This window comes from Gammaproteobacteria bacterium (assembly GCA_022340215.1).
GTDB lineage: Bacteria > Pseudomonadota > Gammaproteobacteria > JAJDOJ01 > JAJDOJ01 > JAJDOJ01.
The window spans coordinates 1-14,160 of record JAJDOJ010000221.1; the positions used below are offsets into that span (position 1 = coordinate 1).

Here is a 14,160-nt window from a genome sequence, read left to right on the forward strand (position 1 = left end):
GGTGGTCGTGCTGGTCATCGCGACCATGCTGGTCGCCTTGTGCCAGCGGTTTGGCCTTTCTCCCATTCTCGGGTATCTGACTTGCGGCGTACTGGTCGGGCCGTCGGGCCTGGACTGGCTCCCGCATGGCGCCGCCACGCGGCTGCTTGCCGAGCTGGGCGTCGTCCTGCTGATGTTCACCATCGGGCTCGAATTCTCGCTGCCTCGCCTGCTCGCGGGCAGACGCATGGTCCTTGGTCTGGGCAGTGCTCAGATGCTGTTCACGGCATCGATACTGGGCCTGGTGGCGTTCGTGTTGGGATTTCAGGCCGTCGAGGCCGTCGTGCTGGGTGGTGCGCTGGCGCTGTCCTCTACGGCCATCGTGCTCAAGCAGCTGGGCGAGCAGATGGAGTTACCCGCCCCGCATGGACGGCTGGTCACCGGGATTCTGCTTTTCCAGGACATCGCTGCCGTCCTCCTGCTGGCCGTCCTGCCGGTACTGGTTGCCGATCCGGTGGGGTTGTCGGCGGCGCTCGGATGGGTGGTCGCCAAGGCGGTCCTCGTATTCCTCACCCTGGTGTTGATGGGACGCAGGCTGTTGCCACGGTTCCTGCATTGGGTGGCGGGCACGCGATCGCCGGAACTGTTCATGATGACCGCGTTGGTACTCGCGGTCTCTGCGGCGGGACTGTCGGCGCTGGCCGATCTGTCGCCGACGCTGGGCGCCTTTATGGCCGGCATGCTCCTGGGCGAGACGGTCTTTCGACACCAGGTCGAGGCGGATATTCGACCGTTTCGCGACCTCATGCTGGGTTTGTTCTTCGCGACGATCGGCATGCAGCTGGATCCGAATACGTTTCTCGACGCCCCCGCCGGGGTTGCGCTGGTGCTCGCCGGCCTGCTTCTCGCCAAGCCGTTGATCCTGGCGCCCCTGGTGAGGTTTTTCGGCCAGACGATGAACGATTCATGGCGGGTCGCCGTCTGTCTAGCGCAAGGTGGTGAATTCGGACTGCTGGTGGTATCGAGCGCCCTGGTCTCGGGTCTCTTCCCAGCGTCCGTGGTTCAACCTGTACTGGGCGGACTGATCCTGAGCATGGCAGCCGCACCGGTATTCCTGCATTTCAATCGGCAGATCGCAGGAAAGCTGTCCCTGACTCATGTGCCGTTCCGGCAACTCGACGCCGAGGCTCATATTGCCGAGTCCGGCCGGGGATTCGATCGTCACGTGATCATCTGCGGCTATGGCCGGCTCGGTCAGAACCTGATGCAGATCCTGACCGATGAGGGTATCCCCGCCCTGGCGCTGGACCTGGATCCCGAGCGGATTCGACAGGCCTCTGCCGCCGGGGAACCGGTATTGTTCGGCAATGCGGTGCAACCCGGGATTCTGCGGGCCGCCGGGATCGACCGAGCGCGGGCGCTTGCGGTCACGATGGACGATGCCGGTCTGGCCGAGCGTATCGTCGGTCATGTCCGAGGGCTTGGTTCCGACGTGCCGGTGCTGGTACGCAGCCGTCGAGGGCGCGACGACGAACGACTGATAGAGGCCGGTGCCACGATCTTTCCGGAGGGACTGGAAACCAGCCTCGCGTTCGCCGGCCAGTTGCTGATCATGCTCGATGTGCCGCCTTCCCGGGTGATAGAACGGCTGAGCGTGGTCCGCGCCGAGAACTATGCGCCGCTTCGGGCGTTCTTTCATGACACCGCGCTGGGCAGATCAGCGAAACAGGGGCGGGATTATCCCGAACGGTTGGAGTCGTTCATCGTCACCGAGGGCCACTACGCGAGCGGGCGTACTCCTCAGGAACTGCATCTAGAGGATCGCGCTGTCGAACTCATTGACGTCCGTCACGGTGCGATCAGGGTGCCGGGCCGACTGGTGGATACCCGTTTGAGAGCAGGTGACGTGCTGGTGCTCAAGGGCGACCGCGAGGCACTGGAGGAGGCAACGGCCTTTCTGATGGGGGGTGTTCGATAGAGGTCGCGAATCGCGTTGGGGAACCAAGTCGGCGGCACCGGTCAAACCGACCGGTGCCCGTCCCCGGAAAACCGGCCATCCTGGCCGCGGGCACGCCGTGTTCCCGCGAGAATCCCGGATTACCAAGCGATTCCGGGTAGTCCACGCGAATGGCATGCTTATCGCAAAATCCTTTGTACACAATACGAGGGAAGATGAGACAGGAGCGTATTGCCCGGGTCGCATCGAAGGTTGATCCGATCCTGTAGTCGACAGATGAGTCTGTTCAGAAATCCGTGCTAAGGAGGTGCGAGATGACCATTCTTGATCCCAGATTGCTACGTGCTGCCGCGTTCGGCCTGGCGCTCGCCGTATCGCCGACGGTATTCGCCGACGACACCGCGCCACCCGCCGAACCGCAGGAAAAATCGGCGGCGACCGAGTCGGTGCAGCCGCAGGTCAACCAGCAGTCGGCGGAAACGGCCGAGGAAACTCGCAATAAGATTATTGCCGAGGCAACGACCGCTCTGGCCGAGACCAAAAAGGCCGTGAAGGCGCTCGACGAGAAGAATACCGAGGAGGCACTCGCGGCACTGGAGGAAACCACAGGCAAGCTGGAGCTTATCCTGGCTCGCGAGCCGAGTCTGGCACTGGCACCGGTTGACGTCGAGGTGGTGACCTACGATCTGCTGGCGAGCCCCGATACCGTCAAGGCGATGATTCATGACGCCGAAAACCTGCTCGAAGACGGTAACGTGCAAAAGGCCAGGCCGCTGGTGGCCAATCTGGCCAGTGAAATCGTGTTTCGTACGACCAGCATCCCACTGGCGACCTACCCGGATGCGATCAAGGCCATCACGCCGCTGATCGATGCGGGTAAGCTTGACGAGGCCAAGGCGGAGCTGCAGGCAGCCCTCAACACATTGGTGGTGACCACCGACGATGTCATTCCCTTGCCCACGCTGCGCGCCGAATGGCTGCTGAACAAGGCAGAAGCCCTGGCGGAGAACAAGGAGCGCACGGAGAAGGAGGACAAGACCATGGCGGACCTCCTTGCCGAGGCCCGCACGCAGCTGAAAATGGCCGAGTTACTGGGTTATGGCAGCAAGAAGTCATTCCAGCCCATGTACGAGCAGCTCGACCAGATCGAGGCGAAGTTTGCCGGCGGGAAAGGCGGCAAGGGATGGTTCGACAAGATCAAGGAGCAGCTTTCCGATCTGCTCTGACTCGTCCGAGCCGGTGAGAGCGCGGGCCGGGTCCCGAACCGGCCCGCCGATCGCCCGGGACTGGTTGATAGTTGATACTTCGTTCCCGAAAGGAGGAAAGGCATGTCGACACTACATCAATTGCGCGAGGGTCTGAACGAAGCCTGGGATTCCCTGGTCGACGGATGGCAACGGCTGTACCGGCACGCCGCGGGGGCGATAACGCGCTTCTATCCGGGAAGGGAAAAAGGCGGGACGGAATCTCCCGAAGAGCGCAGGGAGATCGCCGAGCGTAGTACCGGCTGGGGTGTCCTGGCCGCCGAGGTGTTCGATGACGACGACAATATCGTGGTCCGTCTCGAGGCTCCGGGCATGGAAAAGACCGACATCGACCTTCAGGTCCGTGACGGTTACCTGGTAATCAGCGGCGAGAAGCAGATACAGCGCGAGCGAACCCAGGGTCGCTACCATGTGACCGAGTGCGCTTACGGACGATTCGAAAGGGCGATTCCGCTACCCGAGGAAGTGGCGTCCGACAAGGCCAGCGCCAGCTACAGGAACGGTGTGCTACGGGTCGAACTCCCGAAAACAAAGTCCGGGCGCCGGCATGGCATCAAGGTCGAAGTGCGCTGACGAGTGACAATGGAGGCTGCCATGAAAAACAGCCCGGTCATCGGAATTCTGTTTCTTGTGTCGTCATCTCTTGCGTGGCCCGCCCACGCGCTCGATGGTGGCGTCGAGAGCCTGCGCCAGACCAGCAAGGCCTTCGCGTCGGTGGCGCGGTCGGTCTCGCCTGCGGCACCTACATAGGCGTGGGTTTCGCGATTCCCAGCAATCTGGCAAGGGCGATCGCCAATCAGTCGATCGAGCAGGGTGAGGTCACGCGTGGCTACCTAGGGATCGTGATCCAGCAGCTTACCCCGGATCTCGCCAAGTCTTTCGACATGGAACCGGGACAGGGAATCCTCGTCGCGCAAGTCGCCGAGGATTCGCCGGCAGACAAGGCCGGGTCGATCATCCTGCAGGTCAATCACGAGGAGATCGGGGACGCTGCGGCATTCACTCGGGAAGTGGCCAGGGCGGATCGCAAGAAGCGCATTCTGCTGCTGGTTCGAGAGGACGGTATGCAGCGATTTGTCGCGTTACAGTGATGGTGTCCGTCAGTCGCTAAGGCGATATCGATGCATGGCGGCGGTTTCGCCACCGTGCATCGAAGCGGATCGACGCCTCCCCGGATGGTAGGATGCAGGCGTATCCGCTGTGGCCCATGCCGCGAGGGATGCGCAGTCTAAAAAAAAGGAAGTTCTCTGATGCAAGTTGAATCAGATCCGATCCTTCGCCGCCTGCGCTGGTTTACCTGGATCGTCGTACTGATCTTTGTCGTCTGGCAGTTTCTACCCTGGATCGAACGATATCTGGTCGGCCTGACGGCCGAACCACGTACCGTAGTGGCGCGTGGAGAACTGGCTGGGGACGAACGGGCTACCATCGAAATCTTCGCACGCACCAGTCCTTCCGTGGTGTACATCAGCACGAGTCAGCGGGTACTCGACTACTGGACTCGAAACAGCATCAGTGTTCCCACGGGAACCGGTTCCGGTTTTATCTGGGATGAACTGGGGCATGTTGTGACCAATGAGCATGTGATCGAGGGGGCATCCGAGGCTGTCGTGCGGCTCAATGACGGACGCAGTTACCCCGCGGTACTCGTCGGCTCCAGCCCGGCACACGACCTTGCGGTACTGAGAATCAACGTGGCTTTCGATAGTCCGCCACCCGTACCTCTGGGCACGAGTCGTGATCTCAAGGTGGGGCAGAAGGTCTTTGCTATCGGGAATCCCTTCGGTCTCGACCACACCCTGACCAGCGGCCTGGTTTCGGCCCTGGACCGTTCCCTGTCGGGAGACGATGGCACGACGATCGAGCACCTCATCCAGACCGACGCCGCGATCAATCCGGGCAATTCCGGCGGACCGCTACTCGATAGCGCGGGACATCTGATCGGGATCAATACGGCCATCTACAGCCCCTCGGGGGCCTACGCCGGCATCGGATTCGCCGTGCCGGTGGATACGGTCAACCGGGTGATTCCCGAGTTGATCGCGAGGGGCAGGTATATTCGTCCCAGTCTGGGTGTCGGTATGGATGCGGATATCAACCGCGTGCTGACCAGGGAACTCGGGGTCCAGGGTGTGCTCGTACTGAAGGTCGAGCCGGGGTCGAGCGCCGCATCTGCCGGCCTGCGTGGCACCAGGATCGACCGTCGTGGCGATATCATTCCCGGAGACGTCATCCTCGAACTCGACGATGATCCCGTGGACTCGGTTCCATCGCTGTTGGCTCGGATGGATGAATATCGAATCGGGGATCGCGTCACTCTGCGGATCTGGCGCGCGGGACAGGAAATGGAGGTGGACCTGACGCTACAGGAAGAAACCTGACTGTTTGCGGCGCGGCGCCAGGATTGAATAGACGACGAATCTCCGCGATGGGATTGGCCTCCGGTCTGTCGCGAATGAAATTAGCCATCCCCGTCCTCGTGTTTCGACATTTTTATGGCCTCCACGGTGTCTTTGGAGGATGTGGTGGCACCGGTGATCCCAGCGGTCAGCGTGAAGCGCATGGCTTCTTCCATGTTCATTTTCAGGGGGCGAACCGCGCTGCGAGGCATCAGCACTGCATAACCGCCGATCATGTAACTCATGGGCAGATAGACCAGTATGCTGTCCGGTTCGCGGAAATCCTCCGGGAGGCGCTCGGGAATCGCCTGGGTAACGAACCCGATCACTTGCATACCGGTGTCCCCGATGGAGACCGCGACCACCTGTTCGAACTCTTTTTTGCTGCCTGGGGAGAAATAGTTGAAGAAATCACGGATCGCCCGGTAGACCGACTTGATCAGCGGCATGTGGAATAGAACTTCTTCCGCCCAGGCAAACAATACCTGAAAGACGTACGCATGCATCAGCAGTCCGACCACAAAGACTACGATCACGCCCGCGATAAGACCCATTCCCGGCCAGTAGAGTGCTTTCGGGAGCACGAGCTGGATCATGCCACCCAGCACGGACTCTGCCGAAACCGCCAGCCAGTACAGGAGATAGAGTGTGAGTGCGACCGGCAGGATAGTTACCAGACCGGTCAGGATGTATCTGCTTATGAATCTCACTCGTGTGTTTCCTCTGAACTAGGGAACCGGGACGGCGCGAGGATGTCCCCTATCCAGGGGATAGACGCGTTGCTTCTTTGCCGACTTGGCGTCCAGCGTAGCCCAATGGCCGAACAGAATCCTCATTTCACTGCAGTGGCTTCTCGCCACGCATGTGCGCAAAGAAATCCTCGTAGTCGAGGTTCTGCAGCACCGCCTCCAGCTCGCGGGCATAACTGCGGGCCTGTTCCGGATCCCATTGGGCGGGAGTCCGGCATGCATCATGGCGTATCCCAGCCTGGAGTCCTGGTGCAGCAACGGCTGGTGTCGCAGCCAGAACAACAGCGCCTCACCGTCCGGGGCATTCAATATCTCGGCGATCGTATCTTTCTTCCGGACCTTGACCGCGCCTGCGGCCGCGGCAGATCGTCGAAGCATCCCTGCACATCGCCAATGGTATCGGTGAACCGGCGGACGCCTTCCGGTTCCGGCACTGCTGCGGACGGCTTCACCGCCAATTTGTGAACAATCGATGTCTTCCCCCATCCCGACGAGCCACGACGTCGGTTTCGGCAGGTATTAGGCGAGAGTGCGGGCCGGGGCATTCCGTCTCGTCGCGTCGCCGGGTAGAACATGTCTGCCGGACAGAACACGCGCCGCGTCGAGTGTCTGAGTCGGTCGAGGGCTGGAACGGTGCTCGCGAGGAGAATTGGCCGAGTTGCTACTGCATTGCCCGAAGCTTCGAGTCCGTCACGGACCACCATCGAGACGGCTTACCGGGTGCGGCATCGGCGCTGCCGCAGAATTACTTGACGAGGTTCGGTACGATCATCCACTCGACGCTCCAGCGACCTTCGTGCTCTGTCAGGGAGACGACACCCGCGTACTGAAACCGGACCACTTCGCAGTCGGGATCTCCTGCGACCAGAAGTCCCGCCAGCCTGCTGAGGAAGGGAAGATGGCCCACGATCATGACGCTGTCGTCGATCTGTCTGAGCGATTCTGCCGCCTGGTGAACGTCATCTTTCGGCTTAAGTCCAGGGACCGCCACGACGCCTCGCGGTGGGAAAAGGCGTTCGGCGAGTATGGACGCGGTTTGCTCGGCGCGCCGCTTCCCGCTGTGACGGATCTCGCCGACCTCGACGTCAGTCGATTGCAGCCACCTCGCCATGCGTTCGGCAGCGTCCGTTCCGGCCTCGGTGAGACCCCGTTCCGGATCTTCCGCTTCGCTCTTCGCCTGGCCGTGTTGTACGAGCAATAGGTTCATGATGCGATCCAACGCGCAATGTTAGTCGGGCACACGAGTCGCGCCCGGCGCCGATGCTGCTGGCACATACCCAGAAAATAGCAGAGATTTCGGATCTTCGAGGCAGAGTTTACCTGACATTCATCCTGCTGCCCGCCGCGGGTTTGACGATGCCCGGGAAATTGTTCCACCGCCAGTCGTATACTGGCATCGTATGTTTGGTTTGGGGGAATCGATATGCACCCGGTACTGATCATCATTCCGGCGGCGGCCTTGATCTTCGGACCGAGACTCTGGGTCCGGCAGGTTCTCAATCGCCACAACAAGAGCGACGCATCGATCTCGTTGACGGGTGCCGAACTGGTGCGGGAACTGCTGGACCGCCATGGTCTGAATGCGGTGCGCATCGAGGTGACGGACATCGGCGATCACTATGACCCGCAAACGCGGACCGTGCGTCTGACCCGTGACAAGATAGATCGCCGATCGTTGACCGCGTTGACGACCGCGGCGCACGAGGTGGGTCACGCCCTGCAGGACGCGTCCGGCTACCCGCCGTTCGTCTGGCGCCTGCGACTGGCGCGGGTCGCCCAGGTGACCGGACAGGCCGGGTCCGTCATGCTGATCGCGGTGCCGCTGGTGGCGCTGGCCACCCGGGCGCCGGTTCCACCGATGGTGGTCGGTTCCATCGCGCTGACCATGATCGGGGTCGGTGTGGTTGCGCAGCTGGCGGCGCTGCCGGCGGAACTCGACGCGAGTTTCCGCAAGGCGCTGCCGATGCTTCGCGCCCAGTACATCGACGCGCAGCAGGAGAAGGCGGCCCGGGAGATCCTGACCGCCTGCTCGCTTACCTACGTCGCGTCGTCACTGGCGGGAGTACTCAACGTGTGGCCCTGGGTGCGTGGAATGCCGACACCAGCCCCGGCGCCGAGACCCGCACGGGTCGGCCTCGTCGGCGCCGAAGCCGTTTCGCGGGATGCTCATCGCAAACCCCGCACCGTCCCGCAACGCTCCAGGAACCGGCGGCGCGGCGGCGTGATGGAGACGCTGCTGCGCAGTGTCGGCAAGCCGGTCATCAGGCAATGGATTCAACTGCGCCGTAGCCTTGAGGCGGCGTAGGCCGGGCTTTTTCCCCGAGCGGAGGCCGAGGACCTCGAGCCCGTCTGGTCAGATGTCCCGATCGAAAACGTGTCGCGGTGCGGTCGCTCTCCGAGCCATCGGTTGCGGGTAGGATTTTCACGGTTGATCAGTCTCGGTTCTCCGTAACAGGGTTGTCATAAAACTGTGATAAGAAGGTCAATCGGGGTTCCACACCACGGTGACAATAATGCCTTCGCCTAGACACAAGCCGGACCTCAATCCACCGATGGTGACATCCAGGCACAGCACGCCGGGACGCATACGTCTCGACGTTGCCGGCCTGTATCGCTCGCCAAGGACTCAAACCCTGCTGGAAGGTCGCCTTGGCGCGATCGACGGGGTAAGGCGCGTGTCGGCCAATGTGCTTACCGGGCGGCTGCTGGTGGTGTACGCTCCGGGTCTCTCGGTCGACGACCTGGTCGACTGCATCAAGACCCTGCTCGACGATACGGTTCCCGGGAAACCGGCAAGGCCGGTTAGACGGCCCCCCCGGAAGACCCGACGCCCGCAGCTTTCCGCGGTGCCGGGGGGAGTGTCCGGCCTCATCCGGGAAAGGGTGTCCTCGCGTCAGCCGGTGCCGGTATTCGGTGCGACGGCCTGTGCGGAAGCCATGCCTGCCCCCGGGCGGCTGGGGCAGGAGATCGAGCCCTGGCACCTGATGGATTCCGAAATGCTTACCCGCAGGCTGGCATTCTCCGCGGACAACGGTCTCAGCGGGACCGAGGCGGCATCCCGTCTCGAGCTGTACGGGCCCAACAGCCTGGCAGCGACCAAGCGGCGAACAGATATCGCCATATTTCTCGGCCAGTTCGTCAGCCCCCCCGTCTATCTGCTCGGCGCGTCGGCCGTGGTGGCGATCGTCACGGGCGGGATACTCGATGCCGCGGTTATCGTCGGTGTCGTCCTGATCAATTCGGTGATCGGATTCGTGACGGAGCGGCAGGCCGAGAAGACGATCAGCTCACTGGCCGACACCGGCGTGCGCACCGTGCGGGTCCTGCGCGACGGACGCGAGGGCGAGATCGACGTCGAATCGATCGTCCCCGGCGACATCCTGCTGTTCTCTCCGGGCACCTACGTGTCCGCCGATGCGCGTATCCTGAAATCGCATCGCCTGAGCATCGACGAGTCGGCGCTGACCGGGGAGAGTCTGCCGGTCTCCAAGGATCATGGCTTCGCCCCCCGCGAGGACACCCCGCTGGGCGATCGTCGCAACATGGCGTTCATGGGCACGCACGTCAGTGGCGGAAACGGTCGCGCGCTGGTCGTTGCCACCGCCGAGGCGACGGAGCTGGGGCAGATCCAGACGATGGTGGGGGAGGCCGAGGCCCCCGAGACACCCATGCAGAAGCAACTGGATCGCATGGGCACCTCCCTGGCGCTGATCAGCGGTGGCGTCTGCGCGGGGGTCTTCGGCGTGGGCGTACTCCGTGGCTATGCGTGGCTCGAGATGCTCAAGTCCTCGGTGTCGCTGGCGGTGGCCGCTGTTCCGGAAGGGCTGCCGGCCGTTGCCACCACCACCCTGGCCATGGGCATCGCCGACATGCGCAAGCGCAACGTGGCGGTGCGGCACCTTGACGCCGTGGAGACCCTGGGGTCGGTGCAAGTGTTCTGCATGGACAAGACCGGCACCCTCACCCTGAATCGCATGTCCGTCGTCGCGGTGCATGCCGGTGATAACGCTTTCGATGTGTCTGAACACCGTCTGATTGCAGACGGTGCGGTTGTCAATCCTCGTGATCGAGAGGAACTCATCCGCCTGATGCAGGTGGTGTCGCTGTGCAGCGATACCGAATTCAGCGGGCCCCCCGAGGCGCGGGTCATGGAGGGGTCGGCGACGGAGAAGGCCCTGGTGGACCTCGCGCTGAATTCAGGCCTAAAGGTCGAGGCACTTCGGAAGCAGTTTCCCAAATTGCGCTGCCGAGACCGTGCCGAAGGCCGGCCCTACATGACGACGCTGCATCCCTTCGAGGACGGCAAGCACCTGCTGGCGGTCAAGGGGAGTCCCGAGGAGGTCCTCGACATGTGCGGTCAGCAGATGAAAGCGGGGAAACTCGTTCGGCTCACCCCGGCGATGCGGCAGGAGATCCTCACCGCAAACGAGCGGATGGCGGGGAACGCGCTCAGGGTCCTGGGGGTGGCTTACCGGATTCTCGACGAAGGTCGCATGCCCCGGAAGACCGAACGCCTGGTCTGGCTGGGTCTGGCGGGGATGGCGGACCCCATGCGTGCCGGGATGGACAAGCTCATCGCGAAGTTCCACCGGGCCGGCATCGAGACCGTCATGATCACGGGTGATCAGGCTGCCACCGCCCAGGCGATCGGCCAGCAACTCGGGCTGAGCGGCGACAAGCCCCTGCAGGTGCTCGAGTCCAGCAAACTGGAGGATATGGATCCGGATCTGCTGGCGGGCCTGGTCACGAACGTTCACGTCTTCGCCAGGGTGAGTCCGGCCCACAAGCTCAAGATCGTACAGGCCTTGCAGGCCTCGGGGCGCGTGGTCGCGATGACCGGGGACGGAATCAACGACGGGCCGGCGCTGAAGGCCGCGGATATCGGTGTGGCGATGGGGGGCGGGGGTACGGATGTCGCCCGCAGCGTGTCGGATGTGGTGCTCGAGGACGACAATCTGCACACGATGTCCATCGCGGTGCGCCAGGGGCGCACGATCTACAACAACATCCGCAAGATGATTCACTTCATGATCTCCACCAACCTGACGGAGATCGAGGTCATGCTCGCCGGGACCGCGATGGGCCTGGGGCAGCCGATGAACCCGATGCAGCTGCTGTGGATCAATCTGGTGACCGACATCTTTCCGGGGCTGGCGCTGGCGATGGAGCCCTCCGAGCCCGATATCATGGACCGCAAGCCGCGTGACCCGAACGAGGCTATTATCGGTGGACAGGCGCTGAAGCGCATGGTGTTCGAGTCGGGGACCATTGGCGTGGGCACCATGGGCGCCTACCTCTATGGCGTGCGCCGATACGGTATCGGTGCGGCGGCCAGCACACTGGCGTTCAATACCCTGACGGTGAACGAACTGGTTCACTCCTTCAGTTCGCGTTCCGAGCACCGGATCTTTCCGGGAGGCGGCTCGCTATCGCCCAATCCCCATCTGAAGCGGGCGATCGCTGGGATGGGTATTCTGCAGGTCATCGTCAGCGTGGTACCTGCGTTGCGGCGCCTGCTCGGCACGACGCCGCTAGGCGCCGGGGATCTCGCGGTGATTGCCGCTGGCGTCATTCTGCCGCTGATCGCCAACGAGGCGACAAAGCCGGCACTCCGTCTGGATGAGGAAGGTGAAGAAGTGCGGGATACAACAATGCTGGGTGGGGCAATCGAACAGGAGAGCACGGCGTGAGCGAAGATTTTATCTTTACATCCGAGTCCGTCACGATCGGTCATCCGGACAAGCTGTGCGACCAGGTCAGCGACTCGATTGTCGATCATTTCATCCGCCAGGACCCGGATGCACGGATCATTGCCGAGTGCGCCGTGGCCAGTGGCGTGATGTTCATTTCCACACATTACGCATCGCATGCCAAGGTCGACATCTCCGAGATCGCCCGACGTGTGATCCGCGACGTCGGTTATCCCAAAAAGGTCTTCGACGCGGAGGCCTGCACCATCCTTTCGAGTTTCATGGATCACACGGCGACGGACTACACCCCGTTCGATCTCGATGACATGGACGACGAAGCCATCGACTCGATTCCCAACCGGCAGCAGGCGAGCGTATTCGGCTACGCCTGCGACCAGACCCCGAACCTGATCCCCTTGCCGATCTCGCTGGCGCATCGCCTCGCCGACCTCCTCGATTCGGAAAAGGTGGCGAAGCAACTGCCGTACCTGCTTCCGGACGGCGAGACCCAGGTGGGTATCGAGTACCGCGACGGAAGACCGTGCCGGATCCACAGTATCACGATGGTCGCGACGCAGACCGATGCCTCGGAAGCGGACCTCCAGAAGCTAAGGGAGGATATGCGGACCCGCGTCATCGACCCGGTTCTGAAAAACGAGCAGATCAAGCCGGATGCGGACACTCTAATATTTATCAATCCGGCGGGTGCCCGGGTCGGCGGTGGCCCCTCCGTGCACTCCGGTCTCACGGGCCGCAAGACCGGTATCGATACCTACGGTGAGTTCGCGCGCCACAGTGGCGCGGCGCTGAGCGGCAAGGACCCCATGCGCATCGACCGCGTGGGCGCGTACGCCGCACGGCACGCGGCCAAGAACGTCGTTGCCGCGGGTCTGGCGCGGGAGTGCGAGGTGCAATTGAGCTACACCATCGGGGTGGCCAAGCCGGTGAGCCTCAGGGTGCGAACCTTCGGAACCGGTGCGGTGGGTGAGCGGGAGCTCGCCTCACGTGTCGATCAGGCGTTCGATTTTCGGCTGGGTGGGATTGTGCGTGACCTGGGATTGAAAAAACTGAGTTCGGCGAAAGAGGGCTTTTTCCGCCGGCTGGCGGTCTACGGACACATGGGCCGAGAAGATTTCGATGTGCCCTGGGAACGGACGGACAAGGTGGACGCGCTGAAGTAGCGCGTCTTCTACCGGCGGGCGGGGGCGACTAGACCCCGGGCGGAATCTTCCGCTGCAGCGAATCGATCAGCACGCCGCTGAGTAGGGAGAAGGTGCCGGTCACCGCCGCAATCTTCATCAATTCCTTTGCCGGAGGCAGATGGAACTGGAACTTGCCGTCGGGGCCGGCCTTGCCCATGTTGTAGTGAATCAACGCCTCGGTCATGAAGACGCCGAACGTGATACCGGTAACCAGCAAGCGACCACCACCCATCGTTATTTCCCCCAGTCCGGTCAAGGATATATCGATCATACAGAACGGCGGGGGTTTGGCAAGCTTTTTACTACCCTTGTATACGCGCCGGTGAGCATCGGGTGGCTCGGGTTGCATTGCATGAGCGGGCGGGGTTCAATCAACGATAGCTGGTCGGGCACTCCCCGAGCTGGATACTTGCCGGTTAAACAGCAGAGCCATGGTGACCCGGAGATGGCCAATATTCACATCAAGCGTACGCACACGTTACCGCGGGAGGTCGTTCGGGCCCGCGTGGAAGAACTCGCCAGGGACCTCAAGAAGAAACTGGACGCGGACTATGTGTGGGAAGGAGACTCGCTGCGCTTCAAGCGCTCCGGGGCATCGGGATCGATCGACATGGGGGACGGTTTCGTCGAGCTGAAGATCAAGCTCGGTATGCTGCTCTCCCCCATGAAGGGCAAGATCGAACGGTCCATCGACGAAAACATCAAGGTCGCCCTGACGGATAAGGGCGATACCAGACCGACCTGAGCGGGGTGCGCCAGACCCTTGGTCGCTGTGTACCCTAGGAGCCTGTCGGACTTAGGTGATCGTAGCGAGCATGATGGGAGAGCGAGATCGAATGTTCACGATTTTGAGGCGCATAGTGGGCCTACGCAACGAAAAATCGGGGGCATTTGAGCCGAGCTCCCATCAGCGCAGTAG

General features: G+C 62.3%; 12 protein-coding genes and 1 pseudogene. 10 read left to right on the forward strand and 3 right to left on the reverse strand.

Going from position 1 to position 14,160, the window contains the following annotated elements:
* From LJE91_15210 to LJE91_15230, 5 genes and pseudogenes are all read left to right on the forward strand, one after another.
* Positions 1-1,957: cation:proton antiporter (locus LJE91_15210; GenBank protein MCG6870023.1), on the forward strand; the 1,957-nt coding region annotated here is incomplete at its 5' end.
* Positions 1,958-2,250: 293 nt separating this feature from the next.
* Positions 2,251-3,162: a YfdX family protein gene (locus LJE91_15215; protein ID MCG6870024.1), complete on the forward strand. Its 912-nt coding sequence runs from the start codon at positions 2,251-2,253 to the stop codon at positions 3,160-3,162.
* A gap of 102 nt (positions 3,163-3,264) precedes the next feature.
* A complete protein-coding gene (locus LJE91_15220; GenBank protein ID MCG6870025.1) occupies positions 3,265-3,774 on the forward strand; it encodes an Hsp20/alpha crystallin family protein in 510 nt (169 codons plus the stop codon).
* A 164-nt stretch (positions 3,775-3,938) separates the two neighbouring features.
* Positions 3,939-4,148: pseudogene (locus tag LJE91_15225) on the forward strand (serine protease).
* Between the two features lie 303 nt (positions 4,149-4,451).
* Positions 4,452-5,582, forward strand: a complete 1,131-nt coding sequence (locus tag LJE91_15230) for a trypsin-like peptidase domain-containing protein (GenBank protein MCG6870026.1) — start codon at positions 4,452-4,454, stop codon at positions 5,580-5,582.
* An 80-nt stretch (positions 5,583-5,662) separates the two neighbouring features.
* On the opposite strand, the gene LJE91_15235 is transcribed toward LJE91_15230, so the two are convergent.
* Positions 5,663-6,310: a DUF502 domain-containing protein gene (locus LJE91_15235; protein ID MCG6870027.1), complete on the reverse strand. Its 648-nt coding sequence runs from the start codon at positions 6,308-6,310 to the stop codon at positions 5,663-5,665.
* A gap of 255 nt (positions 6,311-6,565) precedes the next feature.
* On the opposite strand from LJE91_15235, the gene LJE91_15240 reads away from it, so the two are divergent.
* Positions 6,566-6,814, forward strand: coding sequence for a hypothetical protein (locus LJE91_15240; protein MCG6870028.1), 249 nt, complete (start codon positions 6,566-6,568; stop codon positions 6,812-6,814).
* Between the two features lie 280 nt (positions 6,815-7,094).
* Here the strand turns inward: LJE91_15240 and sixA are convergent, their stop codons facing one another.
* Positions 7,095-7,556, reverse strand: coding sequence for a phosphohistidine phosphatase SixA (gene sixA, locus LJE91_15245; GenBank protein ID MCG6870029.1), 462 nt, complete (start codon positions 7,554-7,556; stop codon positions 7,095-7,097).
* Between the two features lie 216 nt (positions 7,557-7,772).
* Between sixA and LJE91_15250 the strand changes: the two genes are divergently transcribed.
* The 3 genes from LJE91_15250 to metK all read left to right on the forward strand — a co-directional run bounded on the left by LJE91_15250 (position 7,773) and on the right by metK (position 13,220).
* Positions 7,773-8,654 (forward strand): zinc metallopeptidase, encoded by an 882-nt coding sequence (locus tag LJE91_15250; protein MCG6870030.1) that lies wholly within the window; start codon positions 7,773-7,775, stop codon positions 8,652-8,654.
* Positions 8,655-8,862: 208 nt separating this feature from the next.
* Positions 8,863-12,039, forward strand: coding sequence for a cation-transporting P-type ATPase (locus LJE91_15255; GenBank protein ID MCG6870031.1), 3,177 nt, complete (start codon positions 8,863-8,865; stop codon positions 12,037-12,039).
* Positions 12,036-13,220 carry a methionine adenosyltransferase gene (gene metK, locus LJE91_15260; protein ID MCG6870032.1) on the forward strand — a complete coding sequence of 395 codons (1,185 nt, stop codon included), beginning with the start codon at positions 12,036-12,038 and terminating at the stop codon, positions 13,218-13,220. The genes LJE91_15255 and metK overlap by 4 nt, the downstream gene beginning before the upstream one ends.
* A 28-nt stretch (positions 13,221-13,248) precedes the next feature.
* On the opposite strand, the gene LJE91_15265 is transcribed toward metK, so the two are convergent.
* Positions 13,249-13,473, reverse strand: a complete 225-nt coding sequence (locus LJE91_15265) for a hypothetical protein (protein ID MCG6870033.1) — start codon at positions 13,471-13,473, stop codon at positions 13,249-13,251.
* Positions 13,474-13,686: 213 nt separating this feature from the next.
* Between LJE91_15265 and LJE91_15270 the strand changes: the two genes are divergently transcribed.
* Complete coding sequence (locus tag LJE91_15270; GenBank protein MCG6870034.1) at positions 13,687-13,986, forward strand: polyhydroxyalkanoic acid system family protein; 300 nt, start codon at positions 13,687-13,689, stop codon at positions 13,984-13,986.
* Positions 13,987-14,160: the final 174 nt, after the last annotated feature.